Source organism: Amaricoccus sp. B4, assembly GCF_043226085.1.
Lineage (GTDB): Bacteria > Pseudomonadota > Alphaproteobacteria > Rhodobacterales > Rhodobacteraceae > Amaricoccus.
The window spans coordinates 3233663-3252880 of sequence record NZ_CP171225.1 but is presented as its reverse complement, the minus strand read 5'-3'; the positions used below and the strand labels follow the sequence as shown (position 1 = coordinate 3252880).

Genomic DNA, 19218 nt, shown 5'->3' with positions numbered 1-19218 from the left:
GGTCACGCGCTCCGGGTGTTCTTGGGGTTCATCGAGGCGAGATCGACCACCTCGGGGCTCTGGCCCTCATGGGGATGCACCGCACCCGCATAGACGCGCAGGTTCGACATCTGCTTGCGGCTGAGCGGCCCGCCCGGCAGCATGCGCTCGACCGCCTTGAGGATCACCCGCTCGGGATGACGGCCCTCGAGGATCTGCGCCGCCGTGCGGTGCTTGATGCCGCCCGGAAAGCCGGTGTGCCAGAAGTACTTCTTGTCGGCGCGCTTGCGGCCGGTCATCTGCACCTTCTCGGCGTTGATGACGATCACGTTGTCGCCCATGTCCATGTGCGGGGTGAACGTCGCCTTGTGCTTGCCGCGCAGCCGCATGGCGACCAGCGAGGCGAGGCGGCCGAGCACGATGCCTTCGGCATCGATCACGACCCACTTCTTGTTTATGTCTGCCGGTCTGGCGGAATAGGTTTTCATCTCTTGTCCGTCCTGTCTTCAGGTCAGGGCCGGGCGCGCCTCGGGGGCGGTCCCCCAAGGGCCAGCGGCCCGCTCCGAACGAGCGGTCCTTCTACAGGATTTTCCGCGCAGGTCAATCGGCCGGGATCAAAATTACCCCTTATATTTCATGCCCTTGAAATTATGGTATCATAATACCCCAATTATCTACTGCATTCTGTCCGGCGCCCAGGCGTCAATCACGCCCGTTGCCTTGAGAATCGCATAGACGACGAGAAACGCCAGAAAGGCATAGAACGCCCGCCGCATCCCCGGGGTGCGGGTGATGAGCGCTATGACGGCGAACAGGGCGGCAAAGAGGAACAGGATGCGGATCATGTCCGCACTATGCCCCGCCCGGCGCACCGCGCAAGCCGCATTCCGGCCCCGGCTTGACGCGACCATATAATAAGCTTACCTGATTATATGTCTACTTTACAGAATCGGACCCGACCGTCATGCACCCCGCACCGGAAAGCCTGAACTTCGTGGTGGCCGACATGGCCCGCCTGTTCCGTTCGGGCTTCGAGCACCGCGTGGCCGAGGCGGGCCTCGGCGTCACCCCGGCCGAGGCCCGCGTGCTCGCCCACCTCCGCCGCACCGGCCCGATCCGGCAGCACCTGCTCGCCGATCGGCTCTGCGTCGCCCAGATGAGCCTCTGCGGCTTTCTCGACCGGCTGGAACAGGCGGGGCTGGTGCAGCGCGCGCCCGACCCCGACGACCGGCGCGCCAAGCGCGTGCACCTGACCGACGCCGCGGGCCCCGTGCTCGACCAGATCGCGGCGATCGGGGCGGAGATGCGCACGCTCGCCCGCGCCGGCATGTCCGACACCGAATGGGAGACCTTCGCCGCCGCCGCGCGGCTGGTCCGCGACAATCTCACCCGTGCCCGCGAGGCCCGCTGCTCCGGAGGCGCATCATGACCACACCCGAGACCCTGCCCGAGGCCGACGCCGCGCCCGCCCCGGTGATGAGCGAGCGCCGGGTCGCCCTGATCGGCGGCCTCTTCGTCGCCATCGGCCCGATTTCGATGGCGCTCTACACGCCGGCGATGACCGAGATCGTCCATGCCTTCGGCACCACCGAGAGCTTCGTGAAGCTCACCCTCACGCTCTATTTCGGCGGCTTCGCCTTCGCCCAGCTCATCGCCGGGCCGCTCTCCGATGCGCTCGGCCGCCGCCCCGTCACCTTCGCCTTCATGGGCATCTACTTCCTCGGCAGCCTGATCGCGCTCATGGCGCCCGGCATCGAGGTCCTGATGGCCGCGCGCTTCCTCCAGGGCGTCGGCGCCTCGGCCGGGGTGGCGATCTCGCGCGCCATCGTGCGCGACCTATTTTCCGGCGACCGCTCGTCGCGGATCATGAACCTCATCGGCATCATCCTCGCGGTCGGCCCCGCCACCGCACCGACGATCGGCGGCCTCACCCTCGAGCTCGCCGGCTGGCGCGCGATCTTCGTCATCATGGCGCTCTTCGGCATCGCCGTGGTGCTGGCGACCGTCTTCGCGCTCAAGGAAACCGTCGTCCCCGACCGCAGCCGCTTCAGCTTCCGTGGCCTCGCCTCCTCCTATGTCGTCATCCTCGGCAACGCCCAGTTCCTCGGCGCCTCCGGGGTCGTGGCGGGCACCATCGGCGCGATCTACGCCCAGGCGACGTTCCTGCCCTTCATCCTGATGGACCGTGTCGGGCTCACCCCCACCCAGTTCGGGCTCGGCATGCTCATGCAGTCGGGCTTCTTCCTCGGCGGCTCGCTCGCGCTCCGCGTCCTGCTCAACCGGGTCAGCGCGGCCAGCATGGTCGCGCCCGGCCTCTGCTTCGTGGCCCTGGGCGGGCTCGGAACCTTCTCGCTGCTCCTCGGCGATCCGAGCTTTCTCCACGTCATGCTGCCGATCTCCTGCGCCTCGATCGGCATCGCCTTCATCATGCCGGCAATGTCGACCGCCGCCCTTGTGCCCTTCCCCGACCGGGCGGGCGCGGCCGCGGCGATGATGGGCTTCCTGCAGATGGGCTCGGGGCTCGCCGTCGGCACCCTCGGCGCGAGCTTCGGCGATCCGCTCCTCGCCATGGCCGTGCTCATTCCGGCGATGGGCATCGCCGCGATCCTCTCCTACCGGCTCTACCGCCGCACGGTCCGGGATGCCTATGCCCGGCCGCAACACCGCACGCTCTCCGCGGCGCCGCCCCAGGCGCGGGCCTGAGGCCGGCGCGGGATCAGGCGGGGGATCAGGCGCGGGCGGGCGGCACCGAATAGGTGAGGCTCGCCCGCGCCACCGGTGCCGCGACCCCCTCCGAATAGAGCAGCACGTCTCCCACCGAGAGCCGCCGCCCGAGCTTCAGGATGCGCGCCTCCGCCAGCAGCGGGCCAGGCTCGGGCTTGCGCATGAAGTCGATGCCGCAGTTCGTCGTCACCGCCAGCGCCTCGCGCCCGACATGGGCCAGCGTCACGATGTAATAGGCGCAATCGGCCAGAAGGAAGAGCGTCGGACCGGACACCGTGCCGCCCGGCCGCAGGTCCTCCTCGCGCGTCTCCATCCGCACCCGCACCCGCCCGGGCGCCAGGTCGAGGATCTCGAAACGCCCGGCCTGCTGCGGAAACACCTCGTCAACGAAGGCGGAAAGCTCGGGAATTGAAAGCACAGTCTGCATCGGTGGTCTTTCGCGTCTGCGGAAACTGTCGCAGAGTGGCAAGCCAACGCACCGGAGGCAAGGGAGGCAAGATTGACCGAAGACACGCTCGTGCGCGAAGACATTCTCCTGCGGGAGGACGAGGGCGCGATCGCGACCCTCACCCTCAACAACCCGGGCAAGCTCAATGCGCTCTCCGAGGCGATGCTCGCCACGCTCCAGGCGGCCCTCGACGACATCGCGGCAAGCCGGAGCGTGCGCGTGGTGATCCTGCGCGCCGCGGGCAAGGCGTTCTGCGCCGGGCACGATCTGCGCGAGATGACCGCGGCCCGCCAGGCGCCCGACGGCGGGCTCGCCTATTTCGAAACCCTCTTTGCCACCTGCGGCCGGATGATGACCTCGATCGTGAAGCTGCCCCAGCCGGTCATCGCCGAGGTGCACGGCATCGCCACCGCGGCGGGCTGCCAGCTCGTCGCGAGCTGCGATCTCGCCGTCGCCGCCGAGGGCACCCGCTTCGGGGTGAACGGGGTCAACATCGGCCTCTTCTGCTCGACACCGATGGTCGCGCTCACCCGCAACATCCCGCGCAAGCAGGCCTTCGAGATGCTCACCGCCGGCGAGTTCATCGACGCCGGCGAGGCCCGCAGCCTCGGCCTCGTCAACCGCGTGGTGCCCGAGGCCGAACTGGCCGGCACGAGCCGGGCGCTCGCCGAAAGGATCGCCGCCAAGCTCGGGCCCGCGGTCCGCATCGGCAAGCGCGCCTTCTACGAACAGGCCGAGATGGGCCTCGAGGCGGCGTATGCCCATACCGGCCGGGTGATGGCCCAGAACATGATCCGCGAGGACACGGCCGCCGGGATCGAGGCCTTCCTCGACAAGCGCAAGCCCGAGTGGAACCAGTAGCAACGCAAAGGGCCGGCCCCGCCGCCAGGCGGGACCGGCCCCCTCGAGCCTTCGGGCCTCAGCGCGCGGCGGCTTCCGCCCGCACCTCGTCCGCATCCGTCACGCCGGGATCGGCCTCCTCGGCCGCCGGGGCCGGATCGACCAGAAGCGGCAGCATCGTCGCCTGACCGTAGGTCGTCTCCTGGCGATGGGCCGGGGTTTTCCACTCGAGCGTGTCGAACGCGCCGCAGCTCTCGCAGACCGGCCGCCAGGCGTCATGCACGTGCCCGCACTTCTCGCAGACCCACTGCGGCCCGCGCGAGGCATCGAGCGCCTTGGCAAGCCAGGCCCGCACCACCGCTTCCGGCGCGCCCTGCCCGCGCTCGACCGCGGCCATGAGCGCAAGGCTCCGCGTGGTCGGATCGGTCTCGGGCAGCGTGCCGAGCGCCTTGCGCGCCGCGGGGAAATCCTCCGCCGCCAGCGCAAGCTCCGCGCTCAGAAGCCGGCTTTCCGGGTTGTTCGGCGCCGCCGTGATCAGGCTATCGAAGCGCTTCATCCGCGCCTGCGGCGTCTCCTCGGGCACGATCGCGGCAAAGGCGGCGGCGAGATCGGGATGCGGGTTCGCGGCCCAGGCCCGCACCAGCACCTTCGACGCCTTCCGCGCCATGCCCTTCTCGACCAGCACCTGCGCGGCGAGCACCGCGGCGGGCACCAGCGTCGGCGCATACTTGTTGGCCTGCAGCGCCGCATCGTTCCGGCGCGCCTCGTTGCCCTCGGCCGCGGCCGCCTGCGCATCGGCGAGCGAGAGCACCGCTTCGCGCCGGTGGCCGATGTCCCGCGGCAGCAGCCGGGCGTGCATCGAGGCATTGAGCGTGTCGCGCGCCCCCGACCAGTCGGCTTCGCGCGACTGCAGATCGAAGAGCGTGCGCAGCAGCGCGGGGTTGTCCGGCCGGAGCGCGAAGGCCTTCTTGGCCAGCGCCAGCGCCGTCGTCGTGTCGCCCTCCTCGAGCTTCTGGCGCATGAGGCCGCTCACGCCGACGAAGCGCGTGCGGCTGTCGTCGAGCATCGTCTTGTAATAGCCGATGGCCCGCGTCTTGTCGCCGTTGAGCTCGGCGGCCTGCGCGCTCACGAGGCCGGTGACATCCTTGCGGCCGAGAAGCTTCTCGGCCTTCGCCGCCTTCTTCATCGCCCGCTTCGAATCGCCCGAGGCCAGCGCGATCATGCCGTCCGACAGCGCGTTGAACCCGCGCCGCTCGCGCGAACGGTTGAAATACCGGCTGATCGCCGTCTCGTCACCGAGCAGGAAGCGCATCAGCGCGATGATGAAGCCGAGCACCTTGAGGATGACGACCGCCGCCACCAGCAGCACGACGAGCGCGATGAGCGAGCCGATCGGGGTCAGCGACCACTCGCGCCCCGCGAAGGCAATCACCACCTCGCCCGGCGTCTCGAGAATCCAGGCCACCCCGAAGGCAAGGCCCGCGGCAATGGCGATGAAGATGAAGATCTTGATCAGAGACCAGAGCATGTTCGGAAGCCTTCCCTCAGTTCGTGGCCGGCAGGCTGGCCTGCAGTTCGCCGAGGCCCGCCTCCGCGCCCTGGCGCAGACGCACATCCGTCAGCCACGGGCCCATGGCCGCCGCCGCCTCGGAGGGCAGCGCGTCGGCTTCGGCAAGCACGCCCGGCAGATCGTTCTGCTTGAGCTTCGCCTCCATCCGCGACAGCACCGCATCCGTGCCCGTGCCATCCTGGGGCGTGAGCGAGCGGGTGGCGAGCTGTGCGGTGACGAAGGCGCGCGAGCGCGCGAGGAACCCGTCACCCGCCTCGGCCTCGATGCTGGCGCGGATCGCGGCATGGGCCGCATCGGGATACCGCTCCTCGAGCATCTGGAGCGTCGGCGCGCCGCTGGGCGCGGCCGCGGCCAGCCCCTCGGGCAGCGTCACGTTCTCCGCCGCGGTCAGCCGGTCGGCCGCATCGGTAAATGGCTGGCCGCTCGCAAGCGCCGCCCGGATGAGCGCGACATCGGCGTCGATCTCGGCGGCATTGAGCTGCGTCTCGGCCTCCTGCTGGATCTCCGCGACCTTTTCCTCCGCCGCGCTGATCGAGCGGTCGGCGGTCGCGCCCACCTCCTCGATCTGATGGCTGAGCGAGGCGACCCGGTCGGTCAGGTCGCGCATCTCGCCGCGGAGCCCCTCGAGCTCGGCGCGATAGACGTCGATCTCGGCCGAGCCCGACGCGCTTGCGCCGCTGAGCTGGTCGCGCAGCGAGGAGACCTCGCCGGCCTGGCCCTCGACCGTGCCCTCGAGGCGCGCGATCCGCTGCGCGACATCCGCGCTGTCGGCCGCCTCGACCGTCTTGCGCAGATCCGCGAGCGCCGCGTCGGTCTCGGTCTTCGCGGCGGCAACCGCGGAAGAGACATCCGCCTGCGTCGCGACATCGCCGCTCACGCCGTCGAGCTTGGCGGAAAGATCGTCGATCCGCCCGGAAAGCGCTGCAATCTCGTCTTCGGTCCCGGCAGCACCCGGCGTGAGCCAGGCCGCGACCGGCGCCATGCCCGAAGGCAGCATCGGCGCGACCTTCGGCGCGGCCCAGATCCCCAGAGCCGCCCCGGCGATCAGCACCACGAGCAGCGTGAGCAGCTTGGCCGCGAAGGAAGACCCTTCGGCCTCCTCCTCCTGATGCTCTTCCTCGGCGTGATGACGGTCATGCGCCTCAGCCGCACGCGCCGCAGCCGCCGTCTCGGCCGGCTCGGCCTCGACAACCGGCTCAGGCTCGACCACCGGCTCGGGCTCGACGTCCTGCACCGGCGTCTCCGAGGCCGCCGCCTCGCGGTCCGTCTCCAGCGGCTCGTCCGGCTCGACGTTCCAGACGGTCTCGTCCTCCGGCGTGTCCTCGGCCTTCACGACCGGATCCACAAAGGACTCGTCTGCGAGAATGTCGCGCGGCGGCTCCGCCTCGCCACCTGGCCGGATCGGATCCGTCTCCGGAATCGGCCGGGTCCCTTCGGGGCCTTCTGCGCCGGTCCCGGATGCCACCGTGTCGTCTCCGGTCGCATCATTCTCTCGTGCTGCCATCGAACCTTCCCCACGCACCATGAACTTCCGGTCGGATACTAGGCGATGGATTTTCCGTGAACAAGGAAAAGCCCCCGCCACGGACCGCACCCCGCCGGAAGCGTTTCCGGAGCGATCCGCAGGTGCTCGGAAGGCGCGTGAAAGCGCCGTCCGGGCACATCAATTCGCCGTCGCGAGCGCCTCCGGGCCCGGCATCGGCCGGTCACCGTGGCGCGCGAGCTGGCGGCACACAAGCAGCACCGGCAACAGCCCGATCGCGACAATCACAAGGCTCGGCACCGCGGCCTGCTCCAGCCGCTCGTCCGCGGCGAGCCGGTGCGCCTGCACCGCCAGCGTGTCGAAGTTGAAGGGCCGCATGATCATCGTCGCCGGCAGCTCCTTCATCGTGTCGACGAAGACGATCAGCGCCGCGGCGAGGATGCTGCCCCGCATGATCGGCAGATGCACCCGCCCGAGCATCCGCGGCGGCGCCAGCCCCAGCGTGCGGCTCACCGCGTCGATGTTGGGGCTCAGCGAGGCATAGCCCGCCTCCAGCGTGTTGAGCCCCGCGGCCATGAACCGCGCCATGTAGGCCAGCACCAGAATCCAGATCGATCCGGTGAAGATCAGCCCCGTCGAGACCCCGAAGGTCGCGCGGGCCCAGTCCGAGATCGTGTTGTCGAGTGCGGCGAGCGGCACGAGAATGCCCACGGCGATCACGCCCCCCGGCACCGCATAGCCGAGCCCCGCGCCCAGCACCATCACCCGCGACGCCCGCCCCGGCAGCAGCCGGGCCCGGAAGCTGATGAGCACGGCGCCCGTCACCGTCACCAGCGCCGCGGCGGCCGCCAGCGTCAGCGAATTGGTGACGAACCGCATGTAGCGCGGATCGAACAGGCTCTGGCCGCTGTCCACCGCCATCTGCGTCAGCACAACGACCGGCAGCAGGAAGCCCACGAAGACCGGCACGAAACAGAAGAACGCCGCGATCCAGCCCGCCAGCCCCTCGAGCGGCTGCGGGTCGAACATCTCGGCGCGCGCGCCCCGGGTATGGGCGCGGGCCTGCCCGCGCTGGATGCGCTCGAGGGCGGCCAGCAGCAGCGCGAAGGAAAGCAGACAGAGTGCCAGCTGCGCCGCCGCACCCCGGTCCCCCATCGAGAACCAGGCCTGATAGATGCCCGTCGAGAAGGTGCGGACGGAGAAATGCGCCACCGTGCCGTAATCGGCGATCGTCTCCATCACCGTCAGCAGCACCCCGCCGACGATCGCCGGCCGCGCCATCGGCAGGCTCACCTGCCAGAACGCCCGCCAGGGCCCGCGCCCGAGCGTCCGCGCCGCGAGATAGGCCGAGATCGACTGCTTGGCGAAGGCGGTGCGGGCCAGCAGATAGACGTAAGGATAGAGGACGCAGACGAGCATCAGCGCCGCGCCGGGCAGCGAGCGGACATTCGGAAACCAGTAATCCCGCGGCCCCCAGCCCGTCACCTCGCGCAGAAGCGTCTGCACCGGCCCCGAATGCTGCAGAAGATCGGTATAGGCATAGGCGAGCACATAGGCCGGGAAGGCGAGCGGCAGCACCAGCAGCACCTCGAAGAGCCGCGAGCCCGGGAAGCGGAACATCGTGACGAGCCAGGCCGCCCCCGCGCCCACCGCCGCGGTGCCAGACGCCACAAGCCCCACCAGCATCAGCGTGTTGAGGATGTAGCCCGGCAACACCGTCTGCACGAGCCCGGTCCAGGTGGCGAAATTCCCGGTGAACGCCGCAAGCCCCGCCGCCACGATCGGCGCCATGCAGACAAGCGCCGCAATCCACGCGAGGATTTTCAGAATGCGTTCGCCCACAGGGCCGGACCTCCACGTCACACCGTTCCCCCGAGGTAGCCCGGAGACAGAGGCCCGGCAAGCCCCCCTGCGCGATGCGCGTGTGCGTCCTCAGACTCGGGCTCGGATCTCGGGCTCAGACCGCGGGGCGGAGCATCCGGAGACGCGCGGCCGGCACGCGCCGGGTTTCCACCCCGGTGAAGACATGGAGCGTGTCGAGCTCGCGGTCCACCACCGCATGGTCCGAGACCCAGCCGCCCATCAGCAGATAGGTCCGGAGCAGCGGCGGCATCCCCCGCATCGCCGCAGCGAGGTCAGGCTTCTTCAGCCGGAGCTTCCGGGCATAGCGGAAGACCGAGGGCGCCTTCACCCGCGGCAGCCAGCGCCGCGGCGCGAGGTGGTTTTCCTTGAGCAGCGCGAAGGCATCCTCATGCGCCGCCGTCTCGGTGCCGTGGAAGCTCGAACAGCCGAACAGCAGCTCGACCCCATGCGCCTCCACCATGCCGCCGATGAAGCCCCAGGCCACCCGCAGCACGTCCGGGTCGCGCGCCGCCTCGGCGATGCAGAACCGCCCGAGCTCCAGCATCGGCGCCTTGAAGCCCGCGAGCCGCGAAAGATCGTAGAACTGCGCCGAATAGGAACGCGAGATCGCCGAACCGTCCGCGAGCAGCAACGCCCGGAAGCAGCAGACGAGCTCTCCCGAGCGAAGGTCCTCGACCAGCACATGCCGCGCCAGCGCATCGAAGGCGTCGCAGTCGCGCGCCGCCGCCCCGTGATCCGCGCCCGGCGCCCGGCCTGCGCGGAACCGGCGGTAGCGCAGGGCCTGCGCGCGCGCCAGATCCTCCGCCGTCTCGGCAAAGCGCGCCCGGAATTTCACCTGTGTCATACCAGTCATCGGCCTCATCCGGCAGACGCTCCCCGTGGCGGGGATCGTCGCACGGCCGTGCAATATCTGCGTGACCGATCCTTGACGGTTCCAAGACAATGACGATCTCTGATCCCGAGACCCCCGACGCGGAGGAGACCCCGATGACCAGCAAGATCCGCAAGACCGAGGCGGAGTGGCAGGCCGAACTGTCGCCGCTCGCCTACAAGGTCACGCGGCAGAAGGGCACCGAGCGCCCGTTCAGCCACGACGATTTCCCGAAGGCGCCCGGCACCTTCACCTGTACCTGCTGCGGCGCGCCGCTCTTCGATGCCACATCGAAGTTCGACAGCGGCTGCGGCTGGCCGAGCTTCGATGCCCCGCTCGAACAGGGCGCGGTGGAGGAGCACGAGGATCTGAGCCACTTCATGCGGCGAACCGAGATCACCTGTTCGCACTGCGACGCCCATCTCGGGCACGTCTTTCCCGACGGCCCGACCTCGACCGGCCTGCGCTACTGCATGAACGGCGTGGCGCTCGACTTCAAGCCGGAGACGGAGGGCGAGTGACGCCCCGCCGGGCCGGATGACAGATCCGGCAAGGGCGGCCCGGGCCATCGCAACCGATCGCCCGGGTCCCGTACGCTCCGGCCTTCCCGCCGCCCCGCGGCAAGGCCGGGGCGGAGATTACTGCGTGGTTTCTGGCGCCTTGGCCGTCAGCTCGAAGCTCTGGATGCCGACATTGGCGCCAAAGCCTTCGGTGCCCGCGACGCTGAGCGGCTGCAGGGTGAAGGACTTCTTGCTGCCGCCGACAAGGATCTTGCCGCCCACGCCGGCGGACACCGCCGCGGAGGCGGACGCCCCGACATAGGTCCCGGCCAGAGCGCCCGGCTCCTGCTCGAAGCTCGGCGCGATCACCGACCAGATGAGCTTCTGGCCTTCCTTGATCTCGAGATCGACCCCGACCTCCTTGATCTTGCCCTCGTAGGTCTCGTTTTCCCCCTTGGTCGGATTGTAGACGCAGTCGAAGCTCTCGGTGCTGTAGACGACAAGGTTCTTGCCGCCGTCGAGCTTGCAGGTCAGCACGCCGACCTCGAGATCGGCCGCGCTGACGGCGGCAGGCACTGCCGCGCCGAGCGCGGTAGCGGCCAGGGCCGCGAAAATTGTCTTTGTCATTGGAATATGTCTCGCTCTGGACTCGCCTCGGGGCCCATATTGCACCGCAAACGCGTCCAGAAAACCCTGTTTTCGCGAAACACCGTTTTACACCGAACCCCGCCGTGCCGGGATCACCCGGAGGTCGCCGCGCCCTGCCCCGCGTCCCCCGCCGCATCCGGCGCCGGCAGATGGCGCGCGGCAAAGGTCTCGGCCACCCGCGCGCCGCAAAGGGCGGCCATCGCCTTGCGGCCGGGCGCTTCGGCCACGCTCACCGGCTCGAGGAAGGTGAGCTCCACCTCGCTCCCGACCGAGCGCGCGAACATGTCGATGATATGGGCGGCGAAATCCATGTCGCCCCACCAGCCGCAGAAATTCGCCGGCAGGCCCGGGCCGGGGCGGTAGACGATCGCCACCGGCTGGGCCGCGACCCGGCCCTCGAGATCCGGGGCGAAGAACACCCCGAAGAGCGAGGACTTGAAGGGCAGGACCCGCTGCCCGTCGGTGCTGGTGCCCTCGGGAAACAGCGCCATGTGATCGCCCCGGCGCAGCCGGTCGAGCAGCTCGGCCTCCTGCTTCTTCGCCGCCCCCGCCTTGCGGTCGATGAAGAGCGTCCCGATCGCCCGCCCGATGAAACCGATGCCCGGCCAGGAGCGGACCTCGGATTTCGAGACCAGAAACGGCGCCGCGGCCCGCTGGAGCGCCACGATGTCGATCCAGCTTGAATGATTGGCGACGAAGGCGCCCGCGCCCCGGATCGGCGTGCCGCGCTGCACGTAGCGCAGGCCGAGCGTCGGCAGCGCGAGCATGGCCCAGACCTGCACGATGTGCGCCCCCAGCCGCCGGTGCGAGCGGCCGGTGAGGCGCCCGACGAGCAGCTCGCCGCCGCGAATGACGAGAAAGATCGCAAAGAGCACCGCGAGCGTGAGCAGAGCCCAGGACGCGCGCAGCGCCAGACGCAGCTTCTGCCCGGCCCGCAGGGGCGGCAGCGCAGCCGGGTCCGCATCGTTCCAGCCGATCGTCACCGGGCCACACTCCGGTTGCGCTCGTAGAAGCGGCGGTGGCTCTCGGTCATGCGGACGGTATCCATGACGACGCAGACATCGATGGTGTTGAAATCATGATCGACGAAGGCCCCGTCGCCGACGAAGCCGCCGAGCCGGAGATAGGAGCGGATGAGCGGCGGGATCTGCTGGCTCGCGCGGGTGGCGTCCACCTCCGCCGCCGGCAGCAGGTTCATGTCAAGATAATGCCCCTCGAGCGCCCGCACCCTCAGCTCCGGCGGCGCGAGGCGGGTGTGGTGGAGATAGGCCAGCGCCTCGGCGATCGGCGCGGGGTCGGTGCCGTGAAAGCTCGCCACCCCGAAGAGGATCTCGATGTTGCGGTCGAGCACATAGCCCGCGAGCCCGTTCCAGAGCAGATGCATCCCGAGCCCGCCCCGGTGGGCCAGCGCCACGCAGGAGCGTCCGAGCTCCAGCGCCTTGCGCCCGGAGGTCAGGATCGGCGAGAGATCGTATTCGCCGGCGCCATAGAAGCCGATGCCCTCCCGTGCCGCATCGTCGCGCATGAGCCGGTAGACCCCGACCACCCGGTCGAGCGGGTCCTCGATGCCGTCCTCGCGCGAGAGCAGGATCAGGTGATCGAAATACGGATCGAACTCATCCCACTCCTGTCGCAGCGCGTGTTCCTCGGGCCGCGCGCTCGCCCCCATCTCCTCGACGAAAACCCGGTAGCGCAGCCGGCGCGCGCCCAGAAGCTCCTCTTCCGTCTCGGCAATCTTGACGTGGTAGTTGTTCGGCTTCGACGACATTCACACCTTCGATCACTCTGCCGCCCGCCGGGAGTTCAGGAGCGGCCCTCTCCCTATAGCAGCGCATCAGCGGGCTGGACCAGTCGCCCATGGCGATTTACGACCGATTAAGAAATGTGTGTGACGTCTCTTTTCTCAGGCCTCAGGCCCGCCGAATTCCGGCACGAGGTCAATCCGGGACCCATCTATGACGACCTTGCCTGCGTGCTCGAAATTGACAGTGATCTTGTTGCCGATGACCGATTGCACCTGCCCGAGCCCCCAGTCCGGCATGTCCGGATGGCGCACGAGATTGCCGGGCTCGAGAAATTCGTTCAAGTCATGCCTCGTTGAATGGGAGGGCAGCCGATGAGCGCGACCGACCTCAGTGCGCTGGTAAGCGCACGGTTCTGCCACGATCTGATAAGCCCGCTCGGGGCCATCGGCAACGGCCTCGAGCTTCTGCAGATGACCAACGGCGGCGCCGCGAGCCCCGAACTCGACCTCATCACCGACAGCCTTGCGAACGCGCTCGCCCGCATCCGCTTCTTCCGCATCGCCTTCGGCCCCGCCGATCCCGACACCGAGCTCTCCTGCGACGAGGCGGCCGAGATCACCCGGGCGATGTACAGCGGCCGCTTCACCGTGGCCTGGGAGGCCGGCTCCGGCAGCCTGCCCCGCCCGGTCGGCCGGGTCATCTTCCTCGCCATCCTCTGCCTCGAGAAGAGCCTGCCCATGGGCGGGCTCGTGCGGGTCTCGATGGCAGAGGATACCATTTCGCTCAATGTCGAAGGCCGGCGCACCGCCGCCCCGGCCGAGCTCTGGGCCCATGTCACCGACGGCACCCCGCTCGCCGCGCCCCGCTCCGAAAGCATCCAGTTCCCGATGCTGCGCGAGGCGCTCGAACAGACGGGCCTCGGGATCGAGGCCCGGTTCGGCGAGGCCGAGGCCGCCGTCAGCCTGCAGGCGCGAGCACCCCAGCCGGCTTGAGCCCGATGCGGAAGCGCTGCATGTTCGCACGGTAGCGCTCCGCCGACTTCGCAAGCCCCTCGATCTCCTCCGCGCTCAGCTCGCGCACCACCTTCGCCGGGCGGCCGACCGCGAGCGTGCCCTCGGGGATCTCCTTGCCCTCGGTCACCAGCGCGCCCGCGCCCACCAGCGCGTTCCTCCCGATCACTGCGCCATTGAGCACCGTCGCCCCCATGCCGATCAGGCTGAAATCCCCGATGGTGCAGCCATGCAGGATCGCCATGTGCCCGATGGTGCAGCAGCGCCCGATGGTGAGCGGAAAGCCCATGTCCGTGTGCAGCACGCTGCCGTCCTGCACGTTCGAATCCGCGCCGACGATGATCGGCTCGTTGTCGCCGCGCAGCACCGCGTTGAACCAGACCGAGGCGCCCTTGCGGAGCTCGACACGGCCCATGAGCCGCGCACCCGGCGCCACCCAGGCATCGCCGTCCTCCGGCAGCTTCGGCGCAATGCCGTCGAGAGCATAGAGGCTCATGTCAATCTCTCCTCGAATTCACGGTTCATCTGGTTCACCAGCACCATGAGGTCCGGCCTGCGCTCCCGGCGCAGCCGCTCGGCCTCGATGATCGCGCGCAGCTCCGCCTCGCAGGTCGAGAGCGTCTCGTTGACGAGCACATAGTCGTATTCGGCCCAGTGGCTGATCTCGTCCCGCGATTTCGCCATCCGGCTTGCCACCACCTCGCCGCTGTCCTGGCCGCGCGCCCGCAGCCGGCTCTCCAGCTCGGCGATCGAGGGCGGCAGGATGAAGATCGAGACGACGCTGTCGGCGAGCGGCGAGTTGCGGATCTGCTGCCCGCCCTGCCAGTCCACGTCGAAGAGCACGTCCTGCCCCTCCCGGGTCGCCGCCTCCACCGGCGCGCGCGGCGTGCCGTAGAAGTTGCCGAAGACCTCGGCGTATTCGAGCATCTCGCCCGCCTCGACCATCGTCTCGAACTCGCGGCGGCTCTTGAAGAAATAGTCCCGCCCGTCCTGCTCGCCCGGCCGCGGCGGCCGGGTCGTGGCCGAAACCGAGAACCGCATCTCGGGATCGACCTCCAGCAGCCGCCGCGAGAGCGTCGATTTCCCCGCCCCCGACGGCGAGGACAGAATGATGAGAAGGCCCCGGCGCTTCGGCTTCTGCATCCCGGCCTCCGCTTTCATGCGCTACTCCACATTCTGTACCTGCTCCCGCATCTGATCGATCACCACTTTCATCTCCAAACCGATCGCCGTCAAATCGGTCGCACCGGCCTTCGAGCAGAGCGTGTTGGCCTCGCGGTTGAATTCCTGGGTCAGGAAATCGAGCCGCCGGCCGCGCGGGCCCTCGCCGCCAAGCAGATCGCGCGCCGCCACGACATGGGTCTCGAGCCGGTCGATCTCCTCGGAAACGTCCGCCTTTACCGCGATGAGCGCAAGTTCCTGGGAAAGCCGCGCCTCATCGGCGATCGCCGTCGACTCGAGCAGCGCCTGCACCCGCTCGCGCAGCACCGTGCCGCGCCGGGCGGCACGCACCTCCGCCGTCTCCCGCGCCGCCGCTGCAAGCTCCGCGATCCGGTCCACCCGCTCGGCGAGCAGCGTTCGGAGCCCGGCGCCTTCCTGCGCGCGGGCCTCGGCCAGCGCCGCCGCCAGCGGCCCGATCTCAGCCGTCACCGCGGCCAGCACCTCGGTGTTCTCCGCCAGGGGCGCGGCCTCGATCTCGAGCACGTTGCGGAACCCGAGCAGGTCCAGCGCCGAAAAGGGCGCGAGCGGCATCTCCCGCGCGGCGGCGAGATCGGCGACCTCCTGCGCGGCCGCCAGCGTCGCCTCGAGCTGCGCCCGGTTGACCCGCGGCACCGCCTGGGCGCCGATGCCGGCAAGCTTCAGCCCGACGGTGATCGAGCCGCGGCTGAACAGGCGGCCGAACTCCGCGCGGACCGGCGCCTCGAGCGCCTCGAACCCGTCGGGCAGCCTGAGGCGCAGGTCGAGCCCGCGGCCGTTCACGCTCCGCACCTCCCAGACCCACTGGAACTCCCCCGCCGCGCCCGCGAGCGATGCGAAGCCCGTCATCGACTGAAACGTCATTTTCCCCCCGTGCCGAAAAGCCGCCTGCCGCCGCGAATCTTAGCCAAATTTTTACGCAAATTAAGGAAGCCTAAGCAAAGGGCGCGACATTGCGAGGTTCGTCGTATATCGTATAAAGAAATCGTTTACCAACCGCCCGTGGTCATGGGTATGACCCTCCCGGCGGCGCAACATCGGTCGGAAAACAGATGAACGATCTCATGCTGTCATCGCTCAAGTCCTACTGGGAACGCCTCCGCGCCGGGCGGATCGCACCCTATCGGGCCGAGATCGACCCGCGCCAGTTCGAGTCCGCGCTCGAAAACATGTTCATCATCGAGAAGATCGGCGAGAACAACATGCGCATCCGCCTCGCCGGCATGAAGATCTGCGAGATGATGGGCATGGAGGTGCGTGGCATGCAGCCGGGCTACCTCATCGACGAGGTCGACCGCCAGCGCTTCGAGCGCCTGCTCCAGGTGGTGATGAACGAGCCCGCCGTGGTCGAGCTCAAGCTCGAGGCGCCGAACCGCTCCGGCACCTATGACGCCGCGATGCTGCTCATGCCGCTCCGGAGCGATTTCGGCGACATCAACCGCGTGCTCGGCGGTGTCTCCGGCCGCGGTGATCTCTTCGCCCCGCCGCTCTCCTTCATGATCCGCGACGTCTGCGTCACGCCGATCGAGCCCAGCCAGGGCGTCGAGCCGAAGCAGCCGCTGCCGGGCTTCGCCGAGGAGCAGGCGGGTTTTGCCCACGCGCCCGTCAAGTCCCCGCAGCTCCGCTCGATCGAGGGCAACCCCGACGCGCCGAACCGCCCCCGCAACGGCGGCCCCAAGCTCCGCATCATCGACGGCAAGTGACCGCCCGGGGCTTCGGCGCTCCCTAGGCGCAGGCCCCACGGCGATGTCCCCCGATCCCGGCGCCCCGATCCCGGCGCCCGCATCGGCTCACCACCGCATCAGGGCGACCGCTCCCGCACATCACGGCCACGCCCGGCTTGCGCCGCAAAGGCTCGCCCCCGCGCCATTCATGATATGTTAACTACGAAAATTCAATGATTCCAATGGCGTTTTGAGATTTTCACGGTGAAACGCCCTGTTTTCACCGTGATATCACGCCCCGGAAATCGCCCTCCGCCCGGGGTCGGGCGGCCCTCGATCAGGCCACCCACTCCGTTTCCGGAATGCCCTGCAGCGCGAGGATCGCGGTCAGGTCCGAATGCTCGAGCCGCACGTCCGCGGCCTCCGCCAGCGCCGGTTTCGCGTGGTAGGCCACCCCGATCCCCGCCGCCTCGATCATCGAGAGGTCGTTCGCCCCGTCCCCGGCCGCGATCGCCTCCGCCGGAAGCAGCCCATGCGCGCTGCAGATCCGGTTCAGCGCCTCGTGCTTCGCCGCCCGGCCAAGGATCGGCCGCGCCACATCCCCGGTGAGCTTGCCGTTCTCGAACAGCAGCTCGTTGGCCTGATGGATCTGGAACCCGGCCTCCTTGGCGACCCGGCCCGAGAAATAGGTGAACCCGCCCGACACCAGCGCCGTGACCGCGCCGCGGCGGTTCATGGTCTGCACGAGCCGCCGCGCGCCGGGATTGAGCTTCACCCGCTGCGCATGGCAGGCGGCGAGATCGGCCTCCGGCAGCCCGCGGAGCAGCGCGACGCGCTCGATGAGCGCGCCCTCGAAATCGAGCTCCCCCCGCATCGCCCGCTCGGTGATCGCCGAAACCCGGTCCTTCACCCCGGCGAAATCCGCCAGCTCGTCGATGCATTCGACCGCAATCATCGTCGAATCCATGTCGGCGATGAAAAGGCCGCAATCGGTGGCACCGGGCGCGATATTGGCATCGACCGGCCGCCCGGCCACCAGCGCCGTGGCGCTGAGCCCGGTCGGAAGATAGCCCGCAAAGGCCACCCGGACCGCCGTCCGCCCGAGCCTGCGCGGCGCACCGGCAGGGAGCCCCGCCATCCGCAGCGCCTCGAGCGCGGCCCCGACGGTTTCGTCGCTGACCCCCGCCGCGGCGGTCAGAACGAGGGATCTGTAGCCGTTCACGCCGCGCTCTCCGCCCGGCCGCCGCGCCGAAGTGCCCTCATACCGCCGCCCGCTGCGCACGCAGCCGGTTGTGGAGCATGTCCGCCACGAGGAAGGCAAGCTCGAGCGACTGCGAGGCATTGAGCCGCGGGTCGCACGCGGTGTGATAACGGTCCGAGAGCGTCTCGTCGGTCACCGCCCGCACCCCGCCGGTGCATTCCGTCACGTCCCGGCCGGTCATCTCGAAATGCACCCCGCCCGGGATCGTGCCCTCGGCGGCATGGATCGCGAAGAACTCGCGCACCTCGCGGAGCACCCGCTCGAACGGCCGGGTCTTGTAGCCGGTTTCCGACTTGATCGTGTTGCCGTGCATCGGATCGCAGGACCAGAGCACCTTGCGCCCCTCGCGCTCCACCGCCCGGATGAGCCGCGGCAGATGCTCGCCCACCTGCCCCGCGCCGAAGCGGGCGATGAGCGTGAGCCGGCCCGCCTCGTTCTTCGGGTTGAGCTTGTCGATCAGCCGCAGCAGATCGCTCTCGGTGATCGAGGGCCCGCACTTGAGCCCGATCGGGTTCTGCACCCCGCGGCAGAATTCCACATGCGCGCCATCGACCTGCCGTGTGCGGTCGCCGATCCAGAGCATGTGGCCCGAGCCCGCAATCGGAATTCCGGTCGTCGAATCGACGCGGCAAAGCGCCTCCTCGTATTCGAGCAGCAGCGCCTCGTGGGAGGTGTAGTAATTCACCCGGTGCAGGGCGTCGGAATTGCTCCCGTTCACCCCGGCCGCGGTCATGAACTCGAGCGATTCCGAGATGCGGTCGGCAAGCTCGCGATATTCGGCATAGCCTTCCTCACCGGCGGTGAAGTCGAGCGTCCAGGAATGCACCCGGTTGATGTCCGCAAAGCCGCCCTGGCTGAAGGCCCGGAGCAGGTTCAGCGTCGCCGCCGCCTGGGTATAGGCCTGAAGCATGCGGTTCGGATCCGGCACGCGCGCCTCGGCGGTGAAGTCGAACCCGTTGATGATGTCGCCGCGATAGGAGGGCAGCTCGACGCCACCGATGGTCTCGGTCCCGGCAGAGCGCGGCTTGGCGAACTGGCCGGCCATGCGGCCGATCTTCACCACGGGGCATCTGGCGCCGAAGGTGAGCACCACGGCCATCTGCAGCATCACCTTGAAGGTGTCGCGGATATTGTCGGCGCGGAACTCGGCAAAGCTCTCGGCGCAGTCACCGCCCTGGAGCAGGAAGGCCCGGCCCTCGGAGGCCTCGGCGAGCTCCTGGCGAAGCCTGCGGGCCTCTCCGGCAAAGACGAGCGGCGGATAGCTCGCGAGCTTGCCCTCGACTTCCTCGAGGCCCTGTGCATCCGGATAGTCCGGCATCTGGACCCGCGGTTTCGACCGCCACGCGGATTTAGTCCAATCGGCGCACATCGCTTCGCTCCCTGCGGTTTCTTGATTCGGGGCTCCCCCTATATGC

The 19218-nt window shown here is 69.1% G+C and carries 22 protein-coding genes; 6 read left to right on the top strand and 16 right to left on the bottom strand.

Annotated features, from left to right (window positions below; all coding sequences use genetic code 11):
• Positions 1-2 precede the first annotated feature (2 nt).
• Positions 3-467 carry a 50S ribosomal protein L13 gene (gene rplM / locus ACF66B_RS15670; RefSeq protein ID WP_111430193.1) on the bottom strand — a complete coding sequence of 155 codons (465 nt, stop codon included), beginning with the start codon at positions 465-467 and terminating at the stop codon, positions 3-5.
• Between the two features lie 186 nt (positions 468-653).
• Entirely contained in the window at positions 654-824 is a 171-nt protein-coding gene (locus ACF66B_RS15665) for a hypothetical protein (protein ID WP_162683292.1), read from the bottom strand.
• A gap of 119 nt (positions 825-943) precedes the next feature.
• Between ACF66B_RS15665 and ACF66B_RS15660 the strand changes: the two genes are divergently transcribed.
• Positions 944-1408 carry a MarR family transcriptional regulator gene (locus ACF66B_RS15660; RefSeq protein WP_111430192.1) on the top strand — a complete coding sequence of 155 codons (465 nt, stop codon included), beginning with the start codon at positions 944-946 and terminating at the stop codon, positions 1406-1408.
• A complete protein-coding gene (locus tag ACF66B_RS15655; protein WP_392663208.1) occupies positions 1405-2682 on the top strand; it encodes a multidrug effflux MFS transporter in 1278 nt (425 codons plus the stop codon). Before ACF66B_RS15660 ends, ACF66B_RS15655 begins: the two co-directional genes overlap by 4 nt.
• 25 nt (positions 2683-2707) lie before the next feature.
• Here ACF66B_RS15655 and ACF66B_RS15650 read toward each other — a convergent pair whose 3' ends face one another.
• Entirely contained in the window at positions 2708-3130 is a 423-nt protein-coding gene (locus ACF66B_RS15650; RefSeq protein ID WP_111430191.1) for a PaaI family thioesterase, read from the bottom strand.
• Positions 3131-3202: 72 nt separating this feature from the next.
• Between ACF66B_RS15650 and ACF66B_RS15645 the strand changes: the two genes are divergently transcribed.
• A complete protein-coding gene (locus tag ACF66B_RS15645; RefSeq protein WP_392663206.1) occupies positions 3203-4012 on the top strand; it encodes an enoyl-CoA hydratase in 810 nt (269 codons plus the stop codon).
• A gap of 58 nt (positions 4013-4070) precedes the next feature.
• Here ACF66B_RS15645 and ACF66B_RS15640 read toward each other — a convergent pair whose 3' ends face one another.
• From ACF66B_RS15640 to ACF66B_RS15625, 4 genes are all read right to left on the bottom strand, one after another.
• Positions 4071-5519: a heme biosynthesis HemY N-terminal domain-containing protein gene (locus ACF66B_RS15640; protein WP_162683291.1), complete on the bottom strand. Its 1449-nt coding sequence runs from the start codon at positions 5517-5519 to the stop codon at positions 4071-4073.
• Between the two features lie 16 nt (positions 5520-5535).
• Positions 5536-7065, bottom strand: a complete 1530-nt coding sequence (locus ACF66B_RS15635) for a hypothetical protein (RefSeq protein WP_162683290.1) — start codon at positions 7063-7065, stop codon at positions 5536-5538.
• A gap of 159 nt (positions 7066-7224) precedes the next feature.
• Positions 7225-8886, bottom strand: a complete 1662-nt coding sequence (locus ACF66B_RS15630; RefSeq protein WP_392663202.1) for an ABC transporter permease — start codon at positions 8884-8886, stop codon at positions 7225-7227.
• Between the two features lie 115 nt (positions 8887-9001).
• Complete coding sequence (locus tag ACF66B_RS15625; protein ID WP_111430188.1) at positions 9002-9760, bottom strand: GNAT family N-acetyltransferase; 759 nt, start codon at positions 9758-9760, stop codon at positions 9002-9004.
• A gap of 134 nt (positions 9761-9894) precedes the next feature.
• Here ACF66B_RS15625 and msrB point away from each other — a divergent pair, with 134 nt between their 5' ends.
• The gene (gene msrB / locus ACF66B_RS15620) at positions 9895-10299 is read left to right on the top strand and encodes a peptide-methionine (R)-S-oxide reductase MsrB (protein WP_111430269.1); all 405 of its coding nucleotides are present in this window, start codon (positions 9895-9897) and stop codon (positions 10297-10299) included.
• 117 nt (positions 10300-10416) lie between these two features.
• On the opposite strand, the gene ACF66B_RS15615 is transcribed toward msrB, so the two are convergent.
• The 4 genes from ACF66B_RS15615 to ACF66B_RS15600 all read right to left on the bottom strand — a co-directional run bounded on the left by ACF66B_RS15615 (position 10417) and on the right by ACF66B_RS15600 (position 13012).
• Positions 10417-10905, bottom strand: a complete 489-nt coding sequence (locus tag ACF66B_RS15615; RefSeq protein WP_111430187.1) for a DUF992 domain-containing protein — start codon at positions 10903-10905, stop codon at positions 10417-10419.
• A gap of 113 nt (positions 10906-11018) precedes the next feature.
• Positions 11019-11909, bottom strand: a complete 891-nt coding sequence (locus ACF66B_RS15610; protein ID WP_111430186.1) for a lysophospholipid acyltransferase family protein — start codon at positions 11907-11909, stop codon at positions 11019-11021.
• Positions 11906-12694 (bottom strand): GNAT family N-acyltransferase, encoded by a 789-nt coding sequence (locus tag ACF66B_RS15605; RefSeq protein ID WP_111430185.1) that lies wholly within the window; start codon positions 12692-12694, stop codon positions 11906-11908. Before ACF66B_RS15605 ends, ACF66B_RS15610 begins: the two co-directional genes overlap by 4 nt.
• A 135-nt stretch (positions 12695-12829) precedes the next feature.
• Complete coding sequence (locus tag ACF66B_RS15600) at positions 12830-13012, bottom strand: DUF3553 domain-containing protein (protein WP_111430184.1); 183 nt, start codon at positions 13010-13012, stop codon at positions 12830-12832.
• 30 nt (positions 13013-13042) lie between these two features.
• Between ACF66B_RS15600 and ACF66B_RS15595 the strand changes: the two genes are divergently transcribed.
• Positions 13043-13663, top strand: coding sequence for a histidine phosphotransferase family protein (locus tag ACF66B_RS15595; protein ID WP_162683289.1), 621 nt, complete (start codon positions 13043-13045; stop codon positions 13661-13663).
• On the opposite strand, the gene ACF66B_RS15590 is transcribed toward ACF66B_RS15595, so the two are convergent.
• The 3 genes from ACF66B_RS15590 to ACF66B_RS15580 are packed head-to-tail and all read right to left on the bottom strand — an operon-like array spanning position 13629 to position 15742.
• The gene (locus ACF66B_RS15590; RefSeq protein WP_111430182.1) at positions 13629-14177 is read right to left on the bottom strand and encodes a gamma carbonic anhydrase family protein; all 549 of its coding nucleotides are present in this window, start codon (positions 14175-14177) and stop codon (positions 13629-13631) included. The genes ACF66B_RS15595 and ACF66B_RS15590 overlap by 35 nt on opposite strands.
• A complete protein-coding gene (gmk, locus tag ACF66B_RS15585; protein ID WP_111430268.1) occupies positions 14174-14824 on the bottom strand; it encodes a guanylate kinase in 651 nt (216 codons plus the stop codon). The genes ACF66B_RS15590 and gmk overlap by 4 nt, the downstream gene beginning before the upstream one ends.
• Positions 14825-14845: 21 nt before the next feature.
• Complete coding sequence (locus ACF66B_RS15580; protein WP_111430181.1) at positions 14846-15742, bottom strand: YicC/YloC family endoribonuclease; 897 nt, start codon at positions 15740-15742, stop codon at positions 14846-14848.
• A gap of 188 nt (positions 15743-15930) precedes the next feature.
• On the opposite strand from ACF66B_RS15580, the gene ACF66B_RS15575 reads away from it, so the two are divergent.
• Complete coding sequence (locus ACF66B_RS15575; RefSeq protein ID WP_111430180.1) at positions 15931-16581, top strand: PAS domain-containing protein; 651 nt, start codon at positions 15931-15933, stop codon at positions 16579-16581.
• A gap of 298 nt (positions 16582-16879) precedes the next feature.
• On the opposite strand, the gene serB is transcribed toward ACF66B_RS15575, so the two are convergent.
• Together serB and ACF66B_RS15565 are read right to left on the bottom strand one after the other, a co-directional pair.
• Entirely contained in the window at positions 16880-17764 is an 885-nt protein-coding gene (serB, locus tag ACF66B_RS15570; protein ID WP_392663195.1) for a phosphoserine phosphatase SerB, read from the bottom strand.
• A 37-nt stretch (positions 17765-17801) separates the two neighbouring features.
• Positions 17802-19172 carry a class II 3-deoxy-7-phosphoheptulonate synthase gene (locus tag ACF66B_RS15565; RefSeq protein ID WP_111430179.1) on the bottom strand — a complete coding sequence of 457 codons (1371 nt, stop codon included), beginning with the start codon at positions 19170-19172 and terminating at the stop codon, positions 17802-17804.
• Between the last annotated feature and the right edge of the window lie 46 nt (positions 19173-19218).